Annotated in this window: 18 protein-coding genes; 14 read left to right on the plus strand and 4 right to left on the minus strand. The window is 68.7% G+C overall.

What is annotated here, in order from left to right:
- Positions 1–94: 94 nt before the first annotated feature.
- Positions 95–2,224, minus strand: coding sequence for a GAF domain-containing sensor histidine kinase (locus tag D7Y13_RS10755; protein ID WP_244222340.1), 2,130 nt, complete (start codon positions 2,222–2,224; stop codon positions 95–97).
- Positions 2,225–2,334: 110 nt separating this feature from the next.
- Here D7Y13_RS10755 and D7Y13_RS10760 point away from each other — a divergent pair, with 110 nt between their 5' ends.
- From D7Y13_RS10760 to D7Y13_RS10820, 13 genes are all read left to right on the plus strand, one after another.
- Entirely contained in the window at positions 2,335–4,833 is a 2,499-nt protein-coding gene (locus D7Y13_RS10760) for a transglycosylase SLT domain-containing protein (RefSeq protein WP_120583822.1), read from the plus strand.
- 81 nt (positions 4,834–4,914) lie between these two features.
- Positions 4,915–6,360, plus strand: a complete 1,446-nt coding sequence (locus D7Y13_RS10765; protein ID WP_120583823.1) for a hypothetical protein — start codon at positions 4,915–4,917, stop codon at positions 6,358–6,360.
- A gap of 80 nt (positions 6,361–6,440) precedes the next feature.
- Positions 6,441–6,854, plus strand: coding sequence for an MAPEG family protein (locus D7Y13_RS10770; RefSeq protein ID WP_120583824.1), 414 nt, complete (start codon positions 6,441–6,443; stop codon positions 6,852–6,854).
- Between the two features lie 155 nt (positions 6,855–7,009).
- Positions 7,010–8,491, plus strand: a complete 1,482-nt coding sequence (locus D7Y13_RS10775) for a hypothetical protein (RefSeq protein ID WP_120583825.1) — start codon at positions 7,010–7,012, stop codon at positions 8,489–8,491.
- Between the two features lie 176 nt (positions 8,492–8,667).
- Positions 8,668–9,819 carry an oxygen-binding di-iron domain-containing protein gene (locus D7Y13_RS10780; protein ID WP_120532969.1) on the plus strand — a complete coding sequence of 384 codons (1,152 nt, stop codon included), beginning with the start codon at positions 8,668–8,670 and terminating at the stop codon, positions 9,817–9,819.
- Between the two features lie 17 nt (positions 9,820–9,836).
- Positions 9,837–10,871: a serine/threonine-protein kinase gene (locus D7Y13_RS10785; protein WP_370451678.1), complete on the plus strand. Its 1,035-nt coding sequence runs from the start codon at positions 9,837–9,839 to the stop codon at positions 10,869–10,871.
- Positions 10,872–10,938: 67 nt separating this feature from the next.
- Positions 10,939–11,319 (plus strand): VOC family protein, encoded by a 381-nt coding sequence (locus D7Y13_RS10790; RefSeq protein WP_120583826.1) that lies wholly within the window; start codon positions 10,939–10,941, stop codon positions 11,317–11,319.
- Between the two features lie 121 nt (positions 11,320–11,440).
- Entirely contained in the window at positions 11,441–12,835 is a 1,395-nt protein-coding gene (selA, locus tag D7Y13_RS10795) for an L-seryl-tRNA(Sec) selenium transferase (RefSeq protein ID WP_120583827.1), read from the plus strand.
- The gene (locus D7Y13_RS10800) at positions 12,832–13,425 is read left to right on the plus strand and encodes an HNH endonuclease (RefSeq protein ID WP_120532972.1); all 594 of its coding nucleotides are present in this window, start codon (positions 12,832–12,834) and stop codon (positions 13,423–13,425) included. Before selA ends, D7Y13_RS10800 begins: the two co-directional genes overlap by 4 nt.
- A gap of 123 nt (positions 13,426–13,548) precedes the next feature.
- A complete protein-coding gene (locus D7Y13_RS10805; RefSeq protein WP_120583828.1) occupies positions 13,549–14,613 on the plus strand; it encodes a P-loop NTPase in 1,065 nt (354 codons plus the stop codon).
- Positions 14,610–16,421 (plus strand): helix-turn-helix domain-containing protein, encoded by a 1,812-nt coding sequence (locus D7Y13_RS10810; protein WP_120583829.1) that lies wholly within the window; start codon positions 14,610–14,612, stop codon positions 16,419–16,421. Before D7Y13_RS10805 ends, D7Y13_RS10810 begins: the two co-directional genes overlap by 4 nt.
- A 77-nt stretch (positions 16,422–16,498) precedes the next feature.
- On the plus strand, positions 16,499–16,762 hold the full coding sequence (locus tag D7Y13_RS10815) for a hypothetical protein (protein WP_120532975.1): 264 nt from the start codon (positions 16,499–16,501) through the stop codon (positions 16,760–16,762).
- An 11-nt stretch (positions 16,763–16,773) separates the two neighbouring features.
- Positions 16,774–17,784, plus strand: coding sequence for an RluA family pseudouridine synthase (locus tag D7Y13_RS10820; protein ID WP_120583830.1), 1,011 nt, complete (start codon positions 16,774–16,776; stop codon positions 17,782–17,784).
- Here D7Y13_RS10820 and D7Y13_RS10825 read toward each other — a convergent pair.
- Both D7Y13_RS10825 and D7Y13_RS10830 read right to left on the minus strand, forming a co-directional pair.
- On the minus strand, positions 17,765–19,075 hold the full coding sequence (locus D7Y13_RS10825) for an HD-GYP domain-containing protein (protein WP_120532977.1): 1,311 nt from the start codon (positions 19,073–19,075) through the stop codon (positions 17,765–17,767). The genes D7Y13_RS10820 and D7Y13_RS10825 overlap by 20 nt on opposite strands.
- Before the next feature lie 4 nt (positions 19,076–19,079).
- Positions 19,080–20,855, minus strand: coding sequence for a HEAT repeat domain-containing protein (locus tag D7Y13_RS10830; protein ID WP_120583831.1), 1,776 nt, complete (start codon positions 20,853–20,855; stop codon positions 19,080–19,082).
- Between the two features lie 159 nt (positions 20,856–21,014).
- Between D7Y13_RS10830 and D7Y13_RS10835 the strand changes: the two genes are divergently transcribed.
- Entirely contained in the window at positions 21,015–21,344 is a 330-nt protein-coding gene (locus tag D7Y13_RS10835; protein WP_120583832.1) for a hypothetical protein, read from the plus strand.
- A gap of 51 nt (positions 21,345–21,395) precedes the next feature.
- On the opposite strand, the gene D7Y13_RS10840 is transcribed toward D7Y13_RS10835, so the two are convergent.
- The gene (locus D7Y13_RS10840) at positions 21,396–23,864 is read right to left on the minus strand and encodes an OPT family oligopeptide transporter (protein ID WP_120583833.1); all 2,469 of its coding nucleotides are present in this window, start codon (positions 23,862–23,864) and stop codon (positions 21,396–21,398) included.
- Positions 23,865–23,995: the final 131 nt, after the last annotated feature.

Genomic DNA, 23,995 nt, shown 5'->3' on the forward strand with positions numbered 1-23,995 from the left:
GACCATCGCCGGCGCCATTGGGACGGGTACGCACGGCTCCTCCCTGACCTTCGGGGCCATGCAGGACTTCGTGGCCGGCCTCCACCTCGTGGTCTCACCGGAGCGGCACGTGTGGCTGGAGCGCGCCCTCCGTCTGCTCCGCGGGAAGCGCCGGCAGCCGGATGACGAACGTGGTGCCTTCGCCCACCCTGCTCTGCACGCTGATGCTGCCGCCGTGGTTCTTCACGATGCGCTGGCAGATGGCGAGCCCCAGCCCCGTGCCCTTCTGCTTCGTCGTGAAGAAGGGCACGAAGATGTGCGGCTGTTGATCCACCGGGATGCCCGGGCCGTTGTCGGTGACGCGCACCTCCACGAACTCGCCGGCCGCGCTGCGGAAGTCCCCGAAGCGCTCCGGCTTCTCCGTGCGCACCGTGATGCAGCCCTTCTGCGAGCCCATTGCCTGCACCGCGTTCTGCACCAGGTTGATGAGCACCTGCTTGAGCTGCTCCGCGTCGCCGTCCGCGCGCGGCAGCCGCAGGTCCAGCTCCACCGCCAGCTCCGCCGAGGCCGGCATGTCGTTCTGGATGAGCCGCATCGTGCGCGTCACCACCTCGTTGAGGTCGGTGGGCCCGAAGCTCTGCTTGAGCGGCCGCGAGTAGTCCAGGAAGGCCGTCACCACGCCGTTGAGCCGGTTGACCTCCTCGACAATCACGTCCAGGAACTCGCCGTCCTCGCCCGGCAGCTTCTTGGGGTCCAGGCACTGCGCCGCGCCCTTGATGGCGCCCAGCGGGTTGCGGATTTCATGCGCCAGGCCCGCCGCCATCTCACCCAGCGCCGCCAGACGGTCGCGCTCGCGGATCTTCTCGTACAGCTTGGAGTTCTCCAGCACCGTCGCCATCCGCTCGGAGACCTCCAGGATGAGGGCGATCTCATCGGACGCGTACGCCTCCGGCACCCGCTCATCCCAGAGGTTCAGGAACCCGATGACCCGATCGTTGCTCATCAGGGGCACGCTGATGCCCGCGCGCATCTGGAGCAGCGCCGCGCGCGTGTCGTTGAGCCGCTTCAGCTCATCGCGGAAGCGCTTGCCCTCCACCGCCTGCACCCGCATCACGGAGATGCGGCGCTCCACGTTCTCCAGCAGCACCGCCTTCTGCCCGCTGGCCACCGCGAACAGCACGCCGCGAGCGGCCGCCGTGTCCAGGAGCGGCACTGGCAGGGGGCCGCGCGAGTCCAGCAGCCGGTAGCCGGGCCGGTCCTCCGCCATCAGGTACACCGACGCGTGCGTCACGCGCCCCGTCTCGTGCAGCGCGTCCAGCACCACGCGGGCCAGTTCGGAGATTTCAATGACCGCCGTCATCCGCACGCGCAGGGCGCCCAGCGTGCCCAGCAGGGCGAAGCGTTCGCGGAAGAAGATGCGCACCACCATCTCCTCCACCTTGGCGCGCAGCGGATCCAACAGGATGAGGATGACGAACGCGGCCACCACCGTGTTGAAGACGAACAGGGACGTGTTCTCGTCCACCCACGCGGTGAGCACCGTGAAGACCGCGGCCAGGATGATGGCCAGCACCGTCTGCGAGGCGATCTTCCCCAGGAGCTCGTGCAGGTCCATCAGCCGCAGCCGCAACAGCGTCTGCGCGAGGAAGAACAGGTAGAGCGTCGCGAAGACGGGGCCCAGCGTGGGGAAGGGGATGTCGTAGCGGGAGAGGTAGTCCAGGCCGGAGAACAGCACCGCCGCGCCCGCGCCGATGGCCAGGTACGCCAGCCGGAACTGCTCGATGCGCGACTCCGTCGTCCGCACCCGGTGCACCAGCAGCGACACGGAGGTGAACAGGGCCCCCAGCACCCAGGTCCCCATCGCCACCCGCGCCCATGCTTTGTCCGCCAACGGCGTGACGGCGACGGTGAGCCCCAGCACGGCGGACAGGAGGGCGAGCCGCCGACCGACCAGATGGGTGCCTTTGCTGACGCCCAGGAACTCGAGGAAGAAGGAGACCGCCGCCCCGGGCACCAGGGAGACGACGAGCACCGTGGACCCGAGTGCGATGCGTGACACCCAGGGGTAGTCCTGGGCAGGAAAGATGCTGTGGAAGAAGAGGCTGAGGTAGTACCCGGCGACCGTCAGCGTGAAGACGGAGTAGAGGGTGAGCACCCGTGGACGGCCGGGGCGCAACAACATGGACACGCCCAGCGCCAGGCCGATGATGGAAGCAAGCAGTGCGCTCTGTGTGCGGATATCCATGTGCAGGCGGACAGTCTAACCTCTGACGGGGGCTGGAAATTTTCCATGTGCCCCCAGTTGTCCTCGGGCGTGCCCGAGCGCATCACCCAGGGTCCCCGAGGCCCCCGCGAATGAAAGTCTCCCTCCAGCATCTCGCCCTTCTCGCCTCCGCGGCCCTCCTGTCCGCGCAGGCTCCCGCCCCCACCGTCTCCACCGCGCCCCCGGCCGCTGCGACGCAGGCCGCCACGCCGCCGGTCGTGACGCCGGCACCGGCGCAGGCTCCGGCCACGGCCCCGACAGGGCTCGCGGGCGCGGCGTCCACGGACGACACGGATCAGGCGCCCACGACGCGCACGGACAGCGCGCCGTCGGAGGCGCAGCTCTCGCCGCCGCCTGACGCGGACAAGGCCCCGCTGCCGGGGGGCTACGTGCAGGTGCTCAACCCGGCGTTCCCCGGCCTCGCGCCGCCCACGCCGGTGGTGCACCGGGGCCGCCGCTACGGGCTGGAGGACCTGACGCCGTACTTCGGCGAGGGCAAGAAGAAGGACGCGAAGGACGCGTTCGACAAGGGCCAGTACACCAAGGCGCGCACGCTGCTGGAGGGCGAGGGCGACAGCCCTCCGGTGCGCTACCTGCGCGCGCTGTCGGCGGTGCGTGCCGGGGATGACAAGGCCGCGGCGACGGAGATGGCGGCGCTGGCCAACGACTACCCGGCGCTGAAGGACCGCTGCCTCACGCACGCGGGCGTGGCGCTGGAGTCCCAGGGCCGGCTGGACGACGCGGCGGCCAGCTTCAAGCAGGTGCCGGCGGACTCGCGGATGTACGTGGACGCGCGCCTGGGGCTGGCCCGCGTGCTGCGCAAGAAGAAGGACTACGACGGCGCCATGGAGGCGCTGACGCCGCTGACCCTGCGCGCGATGACGGGCTGGGGCCGCAACGTGGGCGCCGAGGCGCTCATCGCCACGGCGGACCTCGCGGTGGAGAAGAAGGACCGCAACGCGGAGCGCGCCGCGCTCTGGCGCCTGTGGGCAAGCCAGCCTTTGTCGCCCATCGTCAAGCAGGTGGAGAAGCGCCTCAAGGGGCAGACGCCGCCGCTGGACGCGAAGGTGGGCCGCGCGGAGGCGCTCATCGAAGCGCACCGCAACAAGCAGGGCCTGGCCATCCTGGAGCCGCTCTTGCCGTCGCTGAAGCTGCCGGACGCGCTGGCGTGCAAGGCGCACTTCGCCTTCGGCAAGGGCCAGCGCAAGGAGCGCCAGCACACGCGGGCCATCCAGGTGCTGACGCCCGTGGTGGAGCAGTGCAAGGACCGCGACCTGCTGGCGCGCGCGCTGTACGTGCTAGGCTCGTCGCGCTCCATCGTGGATCAGGCGCGCGGCACGGAGACGTACGAGCGGCTGGCGCGCGAGTTCCCGGACCACTCGTTCGCGGACGACGCGCTCTTCTACGCGGCGGACCTGTACGTGAAGACGTCCCGGCCCAAGGAGGCGATGGCGCGGCTGGACGAGCTGGCGCGGCTGTACCCCAAGGGCGACTTCCTGGGTGAAGCGCTGTTCAAGGCGTTCTGGGTGGCGCGCACGTCGAAGGCGGAGGACGGGGGCTTCTCCTTCCTGGACCGCATCGAGGCGCAGTTCGCCACCGCGGACGAGTCCTACGACGTGGAGCGCGCGCGGTACTGGCGGGCCCGCACGCTGGAGGAGCGCGGCAACATCCAGGGCGCCGCGGAGCTGATGGAGCAGCTCGCGGTGGAGCACCCGGCCACCTACTACGGGCTGATGGCGCGCTCGAAGCTGGGGGAGCTGGACAAGCCCCGGCTGGAGCGCGTGTCGGCGTCCATCTTCGAGGTGCCGGAGTCCGCCAGCCCCTGGCCGATGTTCGCCGGGCCCATGGGGGAGGATCCGCACTTCCGCGCGGGCGTGGAGCTGCTGCGCCTGGGCTTCCCGGACTCGGTGTCCTCGGAGCTGATGCTGGTCAACCGCTCCAGCCAGCCGCCGGAGTCCATGCGCCTGTTGGTGATGGTGCTGTCGCAGTCCGGGGATGCGCGCTCGGCGCACGCCATCGCGCGGCTCGCGCTGCGCAAGGACCTGAGCGGCCGCATCACCGCGCAGACGCGGCCGGTGTGGGAGGTGGCCTATCCCAATGCCTTCCGCGACCTCATCGAGAAGCACACCGTGCCCGCGGGCGTGGAGCCGGACCTGCTTCAGGCGCTGATGCGCGAGGAGAGCGCGTTGGACCCCAAGGCCCTCTCCTGGGCCGGCGCCATGGGCCTCACGCAGCTGATGCCGGCGACGGCGAAGGGCGTGGCGCGCGACCTGAAGGTGAAGAAGTTCACCGTGGAATCGCTGCTCCAGCCGGAGCTCAACATCCGCTTCGGCGCGCACTACCTGGGCGGGCTTATCAAACAGTTCAAAGGCCACACGCCCTACGCGGTGGGCAGCTACAACGCGGGCTCCGGCGCGGTGAACCGGTGGCGCTCGGCCAACCCCGACCTGGCGCTGGACGCGTGGGTGGAGGAGATCCCCATCGCGGAGACGCGCGGCTACATCAAGCGCGTGCTGCGCTCCTACAACACGTACCAGCTTCTCTACGGTCGCGTGCCCAAGGTGCCGGTGATGCCCAGCGCATCGCGTTAAAGTGCGGAATCCAGGCTGAAGCCTGAATTCGAGCATTCTTCATGGAGGGGGATGGGCGGGCCGTGATTTCCTCGGCCGCCCATGAACCCACTTCCGAAGAGAGTCGGTCCCTTCGTCGTCCTGGCGGTGATGCTGACGGGCCTGTGCTGGCCCGCGGTGGCCGCGGCGCAGAGCTGGTCGCTGACGAAGGAGCAGCGCCAGGCGTTCCTGCGCTACTACGCGCCGCTCATCTTCAAGCGCGCGAACGCGAACGACGGCCGGCACGGCTACGACTGGCTGACGAACTTCGACTTCGACCAGGACGGGGACTTCTCCAACAACAAGCTGCACTGGAAGCAGATCCCGCAGTACGTGGACGCGTCGCGTGCGGGGCCGAGCGCTTTCGACAGGTGGCGCATCCGGCCCACGCTCTACACGTCGCTCATCGAATACATGGACGGGGGGAAGAACCTCATCCTTGTGTATCACCTGTATCACGCGCTGGATAAGAACGCGGCGGGCGACTACCAGCTCCACGACTGGGAGCGGGTGGAGCTGCAGGTGAAGAACGTGGTGGGCAACCCGGGCAGCGGGGAGTCCGTGGCGTACGCGGTGGTGACGCAGCACAAGCGCAACGTGGTGCGCCGGAAGGGCAGCACGGACCTCCAGTTCATGCAGACGGGCACGGGCAGCCACCTGCTCATCTGGCAGGCGGAGTGGTCCGACAAGCTCTTGGCGGCGCACGGTCAGGAGCTGCGCTTCGTCACCGAGCCGTACTCCTTCTTCGCGGGCCGGATGGCGACGGGCGGGAAGGCGGAGGCGGATGTGAACAACGACGACGGCCGCAAGAAGCTGCACATCGCGTTCGTGCCGGAGGACGACGCGGCGGCGGTGGCGGCGTTCAACGCGCAGCCGGTGCGGTACGCGACGGCGGACGCGCTGGCCACCCGCTACGACAACGGGAGCACGGCCAACTGGCCCGCGGTGAAGCGGGTGACGTACGAGCTGCAGGACATCGCGGACATCCTGCCCACGCACTGGGAGCAGGGCGGCTACGCGACGCACTGGCTGCCCTCCGCGTCGGAGACCTTCCTGCTGGAGAGCCCCATCGTGAACGAGGCGGGACTGGCGGAGGTGAGCCCGGGGCTGCAGCGCTTCTTCACGAAGACGCGCGACATCGAGAACGAGGACGACCGCGAGGGCTACCCGTCGAAGAAGTGGTTCTTCGGCACGTTCGAGCTCAACGACAAGGCGTCGGACACGGGCGGCGGCGGGTCCAGTGTCTTCCACGACAGGTCCTGGTCCAGCACGGTGGTGGACTCGCGGGGCCAGACGCGTGCGAGCGCCAGCGGGTACGCGGCTTCGACGAATGCGTACTGGTGGCAGCACGACTACTTCGTGCACACGGGCGTGACGGACTCGTCGGACGGCGTGGAGCAGGGCTTCTGGCTGCCCGGCGCGTGGTACCTGCCGGCCAACGGCGGGTTCGATGGCCGCTGGGTGCAGTTGTTCGACGACCGTCCGGGCGTGGAATCCGGCGTCCGCTGAAGCCGGGGGCGTGACATGGGCCTCCATGACGGGCTGGGAACGGCTACGGTCCTGCACTTCTTGTCGTGGAGGAACACCCCTTGACGAATCCCTTGCTGGGGACGCACCTGTTCGCGGTCCCCGTGACGGCGCTCTACGCCGCCTTCAATGTCTTTCTCACGATGGGGCTCAGCATCAACGTCAGCCGGGTGCGCGGCAGGTACAACCTGTGGCGGGGTGACGGAGGACACGCCGACCTCATCGCCGCCATCCGCGCGCACGGCAACAACGTGGAGAACGTGCCCCTGGCACTCCTGCTGCTGCTGGTGACGGAGCTGTGCGGCGGCAACTCGATGGCGCTCCATGCGTTTGGCGGCGCGCTGCTCGTCGCACGGGGAGCGCATGCGTTCGGGCTGATCGCCGCCAGCCGCGTCCAGATGGTGGGATCGCTGATGACGCTCGGGGTCCAGCTGGGACTCGCCGGGTACATGCTCTGGCTGCGGCCCTGGGGTTGAGTCCTTCCTGACACGACGGTCCCATGCGCCGCGCTCGCGGCGCCGTGGGACCGGCGTGAAGCGGACCGTTGTGCCAGGTCGTGGTGTCCGGCGTCGTGTCATGGAACCCTGATTGCTGGTCCCGGACGTCACGCGTGGACTGGAGGCAGGGCGACATGAATCAAAGACAGAGGGCGGCGCTCCATCAATTCCTCGCGGGGCTGGGGAGGACGCTGGACCCGAACACGCCCTTGTCCAAGCAGCAACTGGTCAGCCAGTTCAACGTCGCCCAGGCGAGCGCGAACCAGCCGCTCATCAGCGAACGTGACGCGGACATCGACATGTTGTTCCGCAAGACGGTCCAGGACGTGGTCCGGGGCCGGAGCGCCCTGATGGGGCCCGGCGCGGAGAGCCACCACGACGTGATGATGAACTCGTGCTGGAAGGTGGCCTTCGAGAGCGCGCTCGCGGCCGTCCTGTTCCGCAACAAGGCGTTCTTCAAGGAGAACGTCCTGAGGGCGCTCGCCACCCTCAAGCCCATCGTCCTGGGAAGCCTTCGCGCGAAGGCTTCCGATACGGACAAGGCGCTCTTCCAGTGCTTCCAGGGCGATGCGAACGCCGTGCAGGCGTACAACACCCGGAAGCTGAACAATGGGCCCATCGCGTATCCCATCGTGACGGACACGAACGTCAAGGTCATCCCGGATGCCCAGGTGGTGCCGTACTACGAGCGGGTGTTCCTGCCGGAGAACTACGAGAACTTCTTCGAGGAACAGCTCACCGCCATCTACAACTTTGGCGACTTCGTGACGCGTCCGCACAAGTTCGCGCCCAAGCCGTCCGCCTCCGCTGTTGCCCCGGTCGCGAAGCTCACGCCGGAGGGCCTCCGGTTCACGGGCAGCGATACGACCTGGCTCATCAGCCACATGATGGAGGACTGGGCGAAGTACAAGCTGGCGGGCAAGCCGGGCTGGTTCGATCCCGTCAAGGAGGGCAACCCCTCGGTTTCGCGGCAGGAGCGGCAGCACACCGGGCCTGGCCACTCGCTGACCGTGCACACCAACTACAGCGGAAAGTACGGCGGCGTCTGGGCGGTCCAGGGCAACCGCACCATCGACGTCTCCAATCCCTACCTCGGGTATGTGGAGGACATGTTGATTCCTCCCTTCTTCAACACCACGGGTGTGGGGTTGTGGCGCCCCATGGACAGCACCGGGAATGCCCTGGATGAGGCGTCGGTGGCGATGCACCGGCTGGACATGCCGATGATTGGCGGCATTTCCGGAGGCATGGGCACCTACCTCATCACCCTGAAGTGGGCGGGGCACAATGCGAAGCGGGAGGACCTGCTCAAGTGCTTCTACGCCGCGTACTCCGTCATGATCACCAAGGGCTATCACTCCTTCCACGAGGTCGCCGTCGTCGGGGAGAGCGTGAACCTCTGGTACAACGGCGGTGACTACCTGAGCCTGCTTCCGGATGCGTGGGTCCATGAGCTGCCCGACCTGAAGGAGCTGGTCGGCCGCTTCCAGGAGTTGCTGGGCGCGAACCAGGGCCGGAGCGAGCGGAACACCCTGGTTTTCACGAAGTATCACGACTCCGCGGAGCCCGTTCCCTTCCCGAAGCGCCACATCGGCATCTCGAAGGAAGCCCCTTGAGGGCGGTCTCCGGATTGGGGACTCGTCTGGTCCTCATTGACTGAGGGGAGGGCAGCGAGAAGCGAGGCTCATGTCGCTGTCCGCTGCGCCTGGATTCAGGCAGTCGGGGTGGACGCGGGCTGATAGGCTCTGGGGGCAGTCCTCCCCCCTCTCGTTTGCGTGAAGGACAACACGCCATGAGCCACAGCGACGTTCCCGCCCCGAATCCACCTTCCGACCTCAACCGCACCGCCGTGGAAATCGCCCCCGAGACCTTCTGGGTCGGGAAGCGCGAGCCCGGCGGCATCTTCTTCGCCAACCCGTACCTGCGGCGCTTTCGCGGCACGGACGTGCGCACGAAGAAACCCTCCGAGTTCAACCTCCTCATCGACCCCGGGTCGAGCAGCGACTTCTCCACCATCCACACCAAGGTGGTGTCGCTGATTGGGGGCATGGACCGGCTGTCCGCGCTCTTCGTGAACCACCAGGATCCGGACGTGGGTTCGTCGGCGGCGATCATCTCCGCGCGCTATTCGCCGCGCGCGAGCATCCTGTGCTCGGAGGACACGTGGCGGCTCATCGTCCACTTCAACCTGCCGCGCAACCGCTTCATCCCCACGGAGAAGTTCTCCAACGGGTTGAGCGTGCCCACGGGGCACAAGCTGCTGCCGGTGCCGTCGCCCTTCTGCCACTTCCGGGGCGCGGTGATGCTCTATGACCCGCACACGCGCGTGCTCTTCACCGGGGACCTGTTCGGTGGGCTCACGGACTCCAAGGCGCAGGGCCTGTGGGCGGAGGAGTCCGACTGGACGGGCATCCGGGCGTTCCATCAGATCTACATGCCGGTGAACTCGGCGCTGGTGCGCGCGGTGGCGGCCATTCGCAAGCTCACGCCCGCGGTGGAGATGATCGCCCCGCAGCACGGCCGCGTCATCCGGGGCAAGCTGGTGCAGCAGTTCCTGGAGCGCATGGAGCGGCTCCAGGTGGGCCTGGACATCATCGATGAGGCGCAGGACCGCTCGTTCCTCCAGGCCTGGAACACGGTGGTGGACCGGGTGCTGGCGGTGGCACGCGGCTACCTGGGGGACTCCGTGGAGGCCAAGCTCAACGCGAGCGACCAGCTGTCGGACACGGCCCGGTTCAATGGCAAGCGGCTGGAAGTGCACCGGATGGGCAAGTGGACCCTGGAGCACGTGGTGGATGTCCTCTGCCAGGGCGAGCCGCAGGAGATTTCAGGCCCCATCCTGGTGGAGGCCACCATCGCCGCCGCTGAATACAACCTGCCCACGCCGCACCTGGACATCGAGGGCACCGGCGCGCCGGCCCCCGTCTCCCTGCTGGAATCCTGAGAGGGGAGCGGGACTTGGTGCGTTTGAAGGATGAGGACTCCGGGGGTGTGACGTACCTGAGCGCGGAGAAGCTGGACGCGCAGGGGTATCCACGGCCCGAGAGGACGCCGGTGTCGGACGGGACGGAGGCGACGTTCCATCAGGTGACGCCGCCGATGTCCCCGATGGGCACGTTGATTCAAGGCGCGGTGACGCCGCCTGGGCCCGCGGCCCTGGGACTGGTTCCAGGGCAGGTGGTGGCGGAGCGCTACCGGGTGGAGAAGTGGCTGGGCGTGGGAGGCACGTCGACGGTGTACCAGGCGCTGGACCTGAAGAAGGGGCAGCGTGTGGCGCTGAAGGTGCTGGCGGTGCCCCACGCGGACGAGGCGATGGTGACGCGCTTCCGGCAGGAGGTGGAGCACGCCCGGGCGCTGGAGCACGTCAACATCCTGCATGTCTTCGACGTGGGCTGGGACGGGGAGCGGCACTACCTGACGGTGGAGTTATTGGAGGGCAGGGACCTGCGGCAGATGCTGCTCGAAGGGCGTCCCACGTTGGCCAGTGCCCTGCGGTGGCTGACGCACGCCACCGTGGCGCTGGAGCATGCGCATGCGCACGGGGTGCTGCACCGGGATGTGAAGCCCGGGAACCTCTTCATCACGCGCACCGGGGTGCTGAAGCTGATGGACTTCGGGCTCGCGAAGAGCACGCATGTGGTGGGCGCCACGGCGCAGGGCGCGACGCTGGGCACGCCGGAGTACATGGCGCCGGAGCAGGTGATGGGCACGGGGGTGTCACCGGCCACGGACCTGTATGCGCTGGGCGTGGTGGCGTATGAGCTGTTCACGGGGCAGTTGCCGTTCCGCCACGCGCAGCCCGTGCCGCTGATGTTCCTGCACGTCCAGGAGGCACCGGCGCCGCTCCGGAAGCTGCGTCCGGACCTGCCGGAGTCCTTCGAACAGCTCGTGCTGCGATTGATGCAGAAGCGGCCCGAGGACCGTTTCCCCAGTGCGACGGGCCTGCGCGCCGCGTTGGCGGAGCTGTGGCCGCAGGCGCTCAAGCAGACAGGGTGAGTGCCCGCACTCTGGGCATCCCTTGAGATGCGATGGTATGGATGGGGGCTCTTTGGGGGCTCCATCCATGACCGTCCGTTTCAATCACACCGTTGTTGCCGCGAAGGACAAGGTGCGCTCCGCGAACTTCCTCGCGGAGCTGCTGGGGCTTCCGGAGCCTCAGCCCTTCGGGCACTTCCTGGCGGTCAAGCTGGGCGACGGAGTGGCGCTCGACTACATGCAGACCGACGGCGACATTCCGGGCCAGCACTATGCCTTCCTTGTGTCGGACGATGTGTTCGATTCGTTGATCGCCAAGATCCGTGAGCGCGGCATCCAGCACTGGGCCGACCCGCGTGGTCAGCGCTCCGGCGAAATCAACACCCACGATGGCGGCCGAGGGGTCTATTTCCAGGATCCTTCGGGCCACTTCATGGAGGCCATCACCGTGCCCTATGGGGGGTGGTGATGGACGCCGAAAGGGCGTCTGTCTGGCGATGACGGTTTTGTGATGTGATTGCTGGGAAGGGGGCTCAGACGGACGGCTGAAGGTCACGTGTCGGGCCGTGCTCCGGTTAGACTCCGGGACCATGGGCGCTGCGTCGAAACCCCCCGAAGGGAAGAACGCGCTTCTGCGCAACCTTCCCTCCATCGAACAACTCCTGCGGCGGCCGTCGCTGGAGCCCCGGCTCGCGAACCTTCCTCATGCGCGCGCGGTGGCGGCCCTGCGGCTCGCCGTCGAACGCGTGCGTGCGCGCCTGTTGGACGGTGACGCGCGGCCCTTCGAGGACGCGGACGTGGAGGCCGCGCTCGCGTCCCTGGCCACGCCGAACCTTCGGCCGGTTCGCAATGCCACCGGCGTCGTGCTGCACACGAACCTGGGCCGCGCGCCGCTCGCTCCCGAAGCCGTGGAGCGCGTCGTCGCCGTCGCGCGGGGCTACTCCAACCTGGAATACGACCTGGACGAAGGAGAGCGCGGCAGCCGGTACGCGCCCCTCGTGGGCCTCCTGCGCACGCTCACGGGCGCGGAGGATGCGCTCGTGGTCAACAACTGCGCGGGCGCCGTGCTGCTCGTCCTCGCCGCGCTCGCCTCCGGCCGTGAGTGTGTCGTGTCACGCGGCGAGCTTGTCGAAATCGGCGGTGGGTTCCGCGTGCCGGACGTCATGCGCCAGTCCGGCGCGAAGCTCGTGGAGGTGGGCACCACCAACCGCACCCGCCGCGCGGACTATGCCAATGCCCTGAGCCCTGACACCGGCCTCATCGTGAAGGTGCACCGCTCCAACTTCGCCCTCGTCGGCTTCACGGAAGAGGCTTCCCTCGCGGAACTCACCGAGTTGGGCCGGGCCCGCGGCGTGCCCGTGTTCCAGGACCTGGGCTCTGGAGCGCTCGTGCCCCTGGTCGGGCCGGGGCTCACACCGGAGCCCACGGTGGGGCACGCCATCAGCGCCGGCGCGGATGTGGTAGCGTTCTCTGGCGACAAGCTTCTGGGTGGACCGCAGGCCGGCGTCATCGTGGGCCGGAAGGACCTGCTCCAGCGCATCAAATCCCACCCGCTCACACGCGCATTGCGTGTCGACAAGATGACGGTCGCCGCGCTGGAAGCGACGCTCGAGCTGTACCGGGATGGCCGCCCCGAAGCGGTTCCCACGCAAAGCCTGCTCGTCCAGCAGCCAGAGGTGTTGAGCGCCCGGGCTGACCGCTTGTTGAGTTTGCTCAAAGCGCACGGTGTCACAGCACGGGCGGTGTCCGTGGATGGACAGGTGGGAGGGGGGGCCATGCCGTTGGCCCGGTTGCCTTCCTACGCTTGCAGCCTCACCGTTGGAGCGCCGGAAGTATTCCTGGAACGTCTGCGCAGCGGCGAGGTGCCGGTTATTGGCAGGATCGCGGATGGCGAGGTGGTTCTCGACGTCCGGTGTCTCTCAGAGGAGGACCTGGGTGTGGTCGCGCAATCCGTGGCGGCCGCCCGTTCGGGAAGCCAGCCATGATCAACAGCGCCGTGCTCGTGCTCAACCGGTACTATCAACCGGTTCATGTGACGTCGGTAAAACGGGCGTTCTCACTGCTGTATCAGGGCGTCGCGAAGGCCATTGACGCGCAGTACCGCTTGTACGAGTTCGAAGATTGGGCCGCCCTGAGCGCCACGCAGGACAGCATCACCACCATCGACCGCACCATCCGCGTGCCCCGCGTGCTCGTGCTCGGCGCGTATGACCACCTGCCCCGCGCGAAGGTGCGCTTCTCGCGCCTCAACATCTACGCGCGTGACAACGACACCTGCCAGTACTGCTCCAAGCAGCTTCCTCGCAGCGAGCTGAACCTGGACCACGTGAACCCGCGCACCCAAGGCGGAAAGACCACCTGGGAGAACGTGGTGTGCTCCTGTGTCCCCTGCAACCTGAAGAAGGGCGGTCGAACACCGGAACAGGCCGGGATGCGGTTGCTCAAGAAGCCCGTGCGCCCGCGCTGGACGCCGCTGTTCCGTGGCGCCATCCGCAAGGTCACGTACCGGGAGTGGCTGCCGTTCCTGCACCTGGCGGACATCTCGTACTGGAACGTCGAACTGCTCGACGAGTGACACCGACCGGCCCTCCGGTCGCCTGCCCCCCGACCCTCCGGGCGTCGGGGCGCGGGCGGAGTACCGTGCTGAGAGAGGTCGCGAAATGGCGGGGTGTCGACTCGGGCGGTAGGACGGGTTTTGATGCGAGCCTCCGTGAAGCCCGCCCCCTTGTCGCCCCCCGGATCCGCTCCCGCCTCGCTGGCCAGCGCGCCGGCGCGTCCCTTGAGTGCCGTGGAGCCTGACACCGTGGCTTCATCGGGCCCCGCCGGCTTGGCGCGTCGGGCCCGCTCCCGCCGGATCATCGCGGTGGGCGGCGGCAAGGGCGGCATCGGCAAGTCGATGGTGTCCGCGAACCTGGGCGTCGCGCTCGCGCAGGCCGGCCACAAGGTGCTGCTGGTGGACGCGGACCTGGGCGGGGCCAACCTGCACACGTGCCTGGGCGTCGGGCCTCCGGAGTCCACGCTGTCGGACTTCCTGCGGCGCGGGAAGGGGAACCTGGAAGAGGTGATGGTCTCCACCGGCGTGCCGGGGCTGTCGCTCATCGCTGGCGCGCAGGACTCGCTGGACGCGGCGAACCTCAAGTACGCGCAGAAGCAGAAGCTGTTGCGCACGCTGCTCGCGCAGACGGCGGACTACCTCATCCTGGACCTGGGCGCGGGCACCAGCTTCAACACGCTGGATTTCTTCCTGCTCGCGGACCACGGCCTGCTGGTGGTGCTGCCGGAGCCCACGTCGGTGGAGAACGCGTACCGCTTCGTCAAGGCGGCCTTCTTCCGCAAGCTCCAGCAGGTGGAGGCGCAGTACGGCATCCAGGACCTGGTGGAGGGCGCGCTGTCTACCCGTGAGGGTGGGTTGCGGACGCTGCACGACGTGGTCGCGCAGGTGCGCAAGAAGGCGCCTTCGGACGCGGAGCGGCTGGAGCGGGAGCTGGCGTCGTTCCGGGTGCGGCTGGTGGTGAACCAGGCGCGCACCGACGCGGATGCCAACGTGGGCGCCGCGATGGTGGCCGCCTGGAAGAAGTTCTTTGGCATCGACATGGATGATCTGGGCGCGCTGCGATACGACGACGAAGCGTGGCGTGCGGTGCGCAAGCGCAAGCCGGTGCTCATCGAGCGTCCCGACTCGCCCGTGTCCCTGGGTCTCCAGCGCATCGCCACGCGTCTGCTGTCGCTCGACGGCCTTTCCTCCGAGTCCGCAATCCCATGAAGCCCTTCGCGCAGCAGACCTACTACGAGCTCCTGGAGGTCCCGCCCTCGGCGTCCGACGACGACATCCGCGCGGCCCATCAGCGCCTGATGGAGCTGTATTCGCCGGACTCCATCGCGGTGTACGCGCTGGGCGACCCGGAGCAGGTGGATGCGCTGCGCGAGAAGATGACCGAAGCGATGGAGATGCTCACGGACGCGGACCTGCGCGTCGAGTATGACCGTTCGCTGGGGCTGTCGACGGAGCGGCTCGCGAAGGCGACCGTGGCGTCGGGGGCCGTGGAGAAGGCGGACTCGGCCGCTCGGGTCGCGGAGGCCCTGGCGACGGCCGCTGCCGCGCTGGCGAAGGCCGCGGGCGCCGTGGATGCCGAAAGGGTGGAGGCGGAGTCGCGACTGAAGGCCGTGGCATCCGTGAATGAAGAGGAGGCCCCGCGCGCGAGCGGGACGCCCGGAAAGAGCGAGGAGCGGATGCGGGGTGAGGAGTCGAAGCGGCAGGAGGCCCCAGGGGAGGACGCGTCCGGCGTGACCCCCGAGCCGGTGATGGTGGGTGGCGTGGCGGTGGTGGATGCGTTCCGCGCGTCGTTCACCCGGAGCCTGTCGTTCGTCTACGTCCCCGCCGGTCCGCTGCGCGGGCAGGGCAGGGGGGCTTCGGCTCCGGTGCCCGTGGAGACGAGCCCCCGGGCTTCGTCACAAGCCGATGCGGTACTGGCCTCGGAAGCCCCGGCCGCGAACGCTGTCGAAGCCGCGCCCGCCGTCGCGAGCATTGAAGCGGGCAGCGCCGCCGCCTCGAAGCCTGATGATTCCGGTTCGGACCGTACGGACGCCGCTGCCTCGACGCCCGGTGCTTCCGGCTCTGAGCGCGCGGGCGCCGCTGCCTCGACTCCGGCTGCTCCTGAGCCGCTCCGCGAGCACGCGCCAGCGGCCCCCACGTCGGAGCAGGCGGACGGGGCTGTCTCTTCGGCCGCCGGTTCCACGGCGGATCATCCGGAGGCTGCCGTCCCAGTGACGACCGCTTCCGCTTCGGACCCTGCGGTGGCCTCCGCCACTCCGGTGTCGGACCGCCCGGAAGCCCCGGCCACGGCGGACGCGTCGTCGGTCGCCCCGGTGACGCCTCCGAACTCCGGCACGCCCACCGAAGCCAGCGCCACGCCCGCTTCGACTGATTCCACCCAGCCGGAAACCCCGGCCGGCGACAGTGCGCCCATCGCCGCCTCGGCCCCGGGGGAGTCGGATCCGAACCCCGTCCCGGACGCCCGCGCCCCGAGCACCCCCGACGCGACCCCGGAGGTCTCCTCCACCGCCCTGTCGCGGACGCCGGCCACCGGGGCCTCGCGTGCCGCCGTGCGCCCCCTCACGGCGCGCCCCATCGACGCGCGTCCCTCCGCGAACACCCGTCCCGTCCCGGGGGCGAAGATCCCCGTCCCCCGGAAGCTGGGGGAGGCCCAGGTGCTGGCCCAGGACGCGGCCATCGCGACCGCGGAGTCCGCGCTGGCGCAGGTGGCCGCCCGGGTCAAGGAGGCCCGCCCCCGGGGTGTGGACATCCCGGCGGACGCCGAGTTCAACGGCGAACTGCTGCGCCGCGTGCGCGAGGCCCGGAGCCTGTCCATCCAGCAGCTCGCCGACCGCACCCGCATCTCCGTGCGTCACCTGGAGAACGTGGAGGCGGACCGCTACACCGCGCTGCCCCCGCCCGTGTACCTGCGCGGCATCCTGATGAACCTCGCCCGCGAGCTGGGCCTGGACCCCCTGCGCGTGTCCAAGAGCTACCTGGCGCTGTTCTCCGAGAAACCCCCCAAGTCGGGCCGCTGACCTGGAGGGCGGCCCTCCGTCACGCCGCGCATCAGGAAAGTTGACTCGCAGGGGGTGGGTGCCTAAGTAATGGCACGATGACGGAAGAGGAAAAGGTCAAGGCGATGCGTCTGGCCCGCGCGATCGCCTCGGATATCTCGCTCTACAACGAGCAGAAGATCATCAAGGGCATCGAGCAGGACAACCTCTTCGAGGTCCTCAAGGAGGAGCTGGAGGAGGGGCGTGCGCTCTACAAGAGCCGCGTCAGCCAGGAGATCAGCACCCAGGCGAACTTCTTCGAGCGCGCCGTCAACGACATCGTCCTGCGCTCCAAGGCGCACGTGAAGTCGAAGATCTGGTAGTCACCCGCTCCGTGGCCTCACCCGACACGCGCGAGCACCTCGCCCTCCCCGAAGCCCGGGGAGAGCGCCTGGATCAGTACCTGGCCCGCGCGTTCCCGGACCTCACCCGCTCCCGCCTCCAGGGCCTCATCGCCGACGGCCACGTGCTGTCCGACGGCAAGCCCGGCAAGGTGGCGCAGCGCCTGCGCGGAGGGGAACGGCTCTCCGTCCACATCCCCGCGCCCGTCGCCGCCATCCCCCAGGCCGAAGCGCTGCCCCTGTCCGTGCTGCACGAGGACCGCGACCTCGTCGTCGTGGACAAGGCCGCCGGCATGGTGGTGCACCCCGGCGCGGGCCACGCCTCCGGCACGCTGGTCAACGCGCTCCTGCACCGCGTGAAGGACCTGGCCGGCGTGGGCGGGGAGCTGCGCCCGGGCATCGTGCACCGGCTGGACAAGGACACCACCGGCTGCCTCGTCGTCGCCAAGCACGAGCAGGCCCTGGTGGCCCTCCAGAAGTCCTTCAAGACGCGCGAGGTCCAGAAGACGTACCTGGCGCTGGTGCACGGCGTGCCCCAGGCGGAAGGCCGCATCGAGACGCTCTACGGCCGCCACCCCATCCACCGCCAGCGCTTCACCGGCAAGGTGAAGGAGGGCAAGCCCGCCATCACCCTGTACCGCGTGATCGAGGCCTTCGAGGGCGCCGCCCTGGTGGAGGTGGACCTGCTCACCGGCCGCACGCATCAGATCCGCGTGCACCTGGCCGAAGCCGGTCACCCGCTGCTCTGTGACGCGCTCTACGGTGCGGGCCGCAAGGCCAAGGGCGCGGTGGCGGAGGCGCAGGAGCTGCTGGGCCGTCAGGCGCTGCACGCCTGGCGCCTGGCCTTCGAGCACCCGCGCACCCACAAGCCCCTGTCGCTGGAGGCCCCCCTGCCGGAGGACTTCACCAAGGCGCTGGCGCTGCTGCGGGAGGCGGGCGTTCCCGCCGGGCCCCCCACAGCGAAGAAGGCCCCGGCGAAGGCGACTAGATCCCGGAAACGCTGATCTGCTGCTGGCGGCGGGAGAGCACCTTGATGGGCTGGATGGCCATCACCCGCATGAAGACGGACAAGAGCTCCGGGTCGAACTTCTGGCGCATCTCCGTCCACATCAGCATCAGCGCGACCTCCGGGCCGTAGGCATCCCGGTACGGCCGGCGCGAGGTGAGCGCGTCGTAGGCGTCGCAGATGGCGATGAGCTTCGCGTACACCCCCAGGTTCGTCTTGGGGATGATCATCTGGATGTTGCCGCGCGCGTCGCGCACCGCGGTGCCGTAGTCCGTCTTGTGCTCGAACGTCGTCACCACGCGCAACAGCGTGGAGCGGCTGAAGCCCTTCTCCATCAGGATGTTGCGCACGCTGATGAGGGGCGCGCGCGCCACGGTGACCTTCTCATCCGCGGTGAGCGCGCCGCGCTTGGTGGACAGCTCCTCCGGCAGCGTCGTCATGCCCGCGTCGTGGAAGAGCGCGATGTAGCCCAGGTCGCGCAGCTGCGGCTTCGTCAGGCCCAGCTCCGCGCCGAACACGATGCACATCAGCGCGACGTTGACCTGGTGGTAGACGAGGTAGTCGTCCTCGCGCTTCTGCGTCGTCATGCCCAGGAAGTGGGTGCGCTGGTCGTAGGAGATGTCCACGAAGTCCTGCACCAGCCGCAGCGCGCGCGATGAGCCAATGGGCTTTCCCGCGCGCACCGACTCCAGGTACTTCTGCAGGAAGAACACCGCGCGGGCGTACACGGTCATGGCGTACTTCTTCCGGTCGACCTTCTGGTCGCCCGGGTTGTCCATGTCCTTGTTCAGCTTCTCCTTGAGCTTGGAGAACTTCGCCACACGCATGTTGAGCAGCTTGCGCCCCTGGAGGCCGTCCTCCTCCGCGGCGGTGGACTGCTCCTTGCTGAAGATCCAGACGAAGTTCTTCAGCTCCTGCACCGTGACGGGCTTGGTCAGCGTGATGCCGCCCACGTCCTTGGCGCGCATCTCCGACAAGAGGTAGCGCTGGTTCTCGATGGAGTTCAGGTCCACCTTCACCAGCATGCCGTTGAGGTAGAAGGAGTCCTTGACGCCCGCCAGCTCCAGCCGGCCTTCCTTGCCGATGATCTGGTTGATGATGTCCTGGAGCTGGTGCAGCGGCTTTTCGAAGACCGCGTTCTCCGGGTCATACATCTTCACGGAGCGCACGAGCATGTAGAGGCCCGCGAGCATGGAGCGCGAGAGGCCCTGGAGCTTCTCATTGTGCTCGCGGCCGTACTCGTTGACGTTCTCTTCCTGGTTGTGACTGATCTTCAGGTTGTCGGCCATGGCGTCACGTCGTCTCTTCCGGAAGCGCCGAGTCCCCGAAGAGGGCCTTGCGCGTCTGATACATCGCCTTGCGGGCGGCGGTGAGGACGTCCAGCGGCTGGGACTTGTCCTCCACCACGGCCTGCAACAACTTGTAGGACTGGATGGAGCCCGCGCCGCCCAGGCCGTGGATGGCCAGGAACTTGTCCTCCATCACCCGGCGCTTGTTGAGCAGCGACGGCTTCACCGCCAGCAGCTGCTGCATCATGGACAGCGCGGCGGGCAGGTTGGTGGCCCCGATGGCCGCGTACACCGCCGCCTTCTCATCCGACGTCTTCTTGTCCCAGCCCGGGTCCCTCACCAGCTTCACCAGGTCCGGGAAGGCCTTGTCACGGTCGAACTCCGGCAGCAGCTTCGCGGCCAGCATGCGCACCTGGGAGACGCTGTCGTTGAGCGCGTCGTAGATGATGCGCCGTGCCTCCGCCGTGCGCCCGCGCCCGATGATCTGCAGCACCTCCAGCTTGACGACGAGGTTGGGGCTCTTGAGCACCTGGGCGAACATCTTCACCCGATCCGGGTGGTTGCTCTTCTCCAGGATGTAGACCATGTCGCGCACCGTCTGCGGCCGGTCCGACAGCAGGCGCGCCACGAAGGGCTCCGGCAGGTCGCGAGCGAAGCCGCCCAGCACGTCGCACAGGAGCGCGCGGTTCTCCGGCAGCTCAATCGTCTCCAGCACGTTGAGCAGCGGCAGCACCGAGTCCACGCCCAGCGCCTGGAGGTAGCGCGTCACGTCCTGGGGCTGCTTCGCGCGCGTCGTCTTGAGCGATTCACCCACCCGGCTCAGGCGCTGCTCCTCGCCCATCTTGTGGAGGAACGACGACAGCAGGCGCGCCAGGTCGTCGCCTCCGTCGGCGCGCTGGGACAGCGCGCGCAGCTTGAGGACGATCTGGTTCACCGTGCCGAAGTCGTCCTGGAGCAGCAGCATGTCCAACAGCTGCAGGAAGATCTCCTCCAGCAGGACCGCGTCGTCCACGCCGCCTTCCACCACCTGGAACACCGCGCCCACCAGCTTGGGGAACAGCCGCGCGTTCTCCTCCTCGGTGATGTCCTTCTGCAGCCGGGCCTTCAGGTCGTCCGTCGCGTGCCGGCCGCCCACGACGAGGCCGCGGATCTGCTCCACGCCGTCCAGCTTCGCGTCCAGGTCCTCCGCGGACACGCGCGCGAAGCGCAGGAAGTCATCCGAGTTCGTCTGGAGGCGGGAGTAGAGGTAGCCCACCACCTTGTCCACCTCCACCTGGACCTCGTCCTCGGAGGCGCCCTCCATGGAGAAGCCCTCCACCACCACGTACTCCACCTGCTGCATGCCCGCGCGCCACAGCTGCGCGAGCACGTCCTCCGCGCCGCGCTCCGGCTCCGACAGCGCGATGAGCGTGAGCGTGACCAACTCTTCCAGCGGCAGCCCCGGCCGGAAGATGAGCTGGCGGATGCCGTCGCGGAAGAACTTGTAGGGGAGCGACGACTCCTCGGTGAAGAGCGCCTCGTTGTGGAGCGTGAAGTTCTGCTGCTCCACCTTCAACGACAGCGGGCCGAACTTCTCCGTGTACGCGGAGATGGCCTCCTGCGCCTTGGCGAGGAACTCCGGGAAGCGCGCCTCGTTGTGGCGGTACATGCCGATCTGCTTGATGCCCTTGAGCAGGTGGAACGCGAACGTGCGCGCAAGCTCCACCTTCTCGCGGACTTCGGGGGACTGCTCCGCCTCGGCGCTCGCGTTCGCGTCCGTGACTTTCTGGGGCTGGGCCATGAGAGACGTCCATCCTACTCCCGTCCCAGGCCCCGTCCCAATCCCAGAACCGTCCAGAATCCAGGGGTTTGGCGTGACACCTGGGCAACAGATGGCGGACTGGCGGGGAATCCCCGGTGTGTTACGCAAGGGCCCCCGTTTTCGCTGGAGGTGCCGCCCATGAAGCGACTGGCCCTGTCCGCCCTCGTCCTGACGTCCCTGACGGGGTGCTTCCGCATGAGCGTGCGAAGCCCGGCGCCGCGCGACGGCGCCCCCGAGGGCCGCATGGGGGCGAGCTTCGTGGCGGGCCTGACGACGTCCGACGTGGCCGCGGGCGAGTGCCGGCACGGCCTGTCGCGGGTGGACGTGTACTGGCCGTGGTGGAGCCCCATCGTGTACGTCTTCACCTTCGGCATCGTGGCCCCGCTGCGCGCCGAGTACGTCTGCGCGCAGGGGCCGGATGCGGTGGGAGACGGGGCGGAGGTTCCTCCCTCGGTGCCCGGGCTGTAGCGGCCCTCCCGCGCGCTTTGGCGGGGGAGGGCACTCAGTTCCGCGCCTGCCTCAGTGCGACGGGGGCGGGGCTTCCGCGCCGCTCTTGCCCTTGAGGGCGGAGCGGAACAGCACGGCGGTGAGGGCGGCGAAGAACACCAGGCCCCAGACGTTGGACCAGGTGGGGTGCGCCAGCTCGCTTTCGCCCACGGCGTTGAGGAAGGCGCCAATGGCGTTCTCGTGGCCGAAGAGGGCGGGCAGGTTGATGGCGCGCGTCCAGGTGCCGTCGCTGGCGATTTCCAGGAAGGCGATGAGCACGCCCGCGATGGAGCCGCCCGCGATGTAGCCGGAGGACATCAGCGTGCCGGGGGAGAACTCCGACTCCGCCGCGCTGCCGCCGCGCAGCTTGTCCACGAAGTGGCGCACCATGCCGCCCACGAAGATGGGCGCGCTGCTGCTGATGGGCAGGTACACGCCCACCGCGAAGGGCAGGGACGACACGCCGCACAGCTCCAGCATCAGCGCGATGAAGACGCCCAGCAGCACCAGGTCCCAAGGCAGCCGCTGCGTGAGGATGCCGTCGATGATGAGCGCGAACAGCTGCGCCTTGGGCGCCGAGTAGCGCGTGAGCGTCTGGCCCTCGTACTCGCTGATGCGCCCGCCGATGCCCGGGTCCACCACGTACTGGATGCTGCCCGTGTCATCCACGAGGTAACGGCCGGCGGGCACCGGCGTGTCCGCGCCGCGCACGAAGCCTTCCTTGTAGATGCGGTCCGGTCCCGCGGTGACGAGCCCCGCGTCCGACAGCCTCAGCGACGGCCCGGTGGCCGACGACAGCGTCATCCCCGCCAGCTCCGTGGCCGGGATGGGGCGCCAGCTGCGCAGCTCCAGCGCGCCCTCCGCGGGCACCGCGTCCAGGCGCTCCGCCCACAGCGAGCGCTTGAGCAGCGCGGGCGTCATGCCGCGCTGGGTGAGCGCGTCCTGGGACACGGCCCAGCGGTACGTGTGCTGGGTGCGCGTCTCCGTGGACATCTCCGTCACCTGCACGCCGGGGTGCGACTCCGGGATGACCGCGGTGGCGCCCTGGTTGAGCAGGACCAGCACCAGGCCGATGAACATCGCGCTGGTGAGCACGCCGACGAAGAGGGCGATCTGCTGCTTCTTGGGTGTGCCGCCGACGAGGAAGGCCGTCTTCAGGTCCTGCGCGGTGGTGCCGCCGTTGGACGCCGCGATGCCCACGATGGCCGCCGTGGTGAGGGCCATGAAGCGGTCCGGCGACGACGTCCAGCCGAACAGCAGGTACACGAGGCAGGTGACGAGCAGCGTCGCGACCACCATGCCGGAGATGGGGTTGGAGGAGCTGCCAATCTCACCCGTGATGCGCGCGCTCACCGTCACGAAGAAGAAGCCGAAGATGACGATGAGGATGGCGGAGATGAAGTTCACGTGCAGCGGGGGCGCAAGCCAGATGGCCAGGATGAGCAGCGCGCTGCCCACCAGCACCACGGTGATGGGCAGGTCCTGATCCGTGCGCAGCACCGTGGGCAGGGGCCCCTGGGTGCGCGAGGCGCGCAGGGTCTCCACGCTGCGCTTGAAGGCGCCCACGATGGTGGGCAGGGAGCGGATGAGGCTGATGAGGCCGCCCGTCGCCACCGCGCCCGCGCCGATGTAGAGCACGTACGCGTTGCGGATCTGATCCGGCGACATGTCCCGGATGAGCATTCCGTTGTGCACGAGCAGCGGCGTGTCCATGCCGCTGCCGAAGAAGGACACCATCGGGATGAGGATGAGGTAGCTGAGCACGCCGCCCGCGAAGGTGATGGACGCGACGCGCGGCCCGATGATGTAGCCCACGCCCAGCAGCTCCGGGGACACCTCCGTGGAGAGCGTCGCCGCCTTGAGCCCCTTGATGGGCATGCCGATGGCCTCCTTGAAGAGCTTCATCCCGGAGTAGGCGAACTTGTAGACGCCACCGATGATGAAACCCAGGATGACCGTGCGCGCGTTGGTGCCGCCCTGCTCGCCGACGATGAGCACGTCCGCGCTCGCGGTACCCTCCGGATACGTGAGCTTTCCGTGCTCCTGGACGATGAGGCCCTGGCGCAGGGGAATCATCATCAGGACGCCCAGCACGCCGCCCAGGGCCGCGGTGAGGAACGCGTGCGTGAGGCTGATGTCGTAGCCCAGGATGAGCAGGGCGGGCAGCGCCGCCGCCACGCCGAACGCGAGCGACTCACCCGCGGAGCCCGTCGTCTGGACGATGGTGTTCTCCAGGATGCTGGAGCGCCCCAGGGCCCGGAAGATGGCGATGGAGAGCACCGCCACCGGGATGGACGCGGACACCGTGAGGCCCACCTTGATGGCCAGGTACACGGACGACGCGGCGAACACGATGCCCAGCACCGACCCGAGCACCAGCCCGCGGATCGTCAGCTCGGCGGGCGACTGCTCTGGCGACACATAGGGCTTGTGCGTGGCGGGGCCGTGGGCCTCCGCGAGGGGAACGCGATCATCGACGACCGGCTTTGAAGCGTGGGACAAGCAGGCACTCCTGACAGGGAACCAGGGGGCCTTTCTAGCAGGCTCCCCGGCCGGGCGCGAAAACACCCGTGTCCCTGAAACACGCGCACCCCACACGCCCGGAGTGGGGCGGCGGGGTGGCGTGGGCACTG

The sequence above is a fragment of the Corallococcus praedator genome (assembly GCF_003612125.1).
In the GTDB taxonomy this organism is placed as follows: Bacteria; Myxococcota; Myxococcia; order Myxococcales; family Myxococcaceae; genus Corallococcus; species Corallococcus praedator.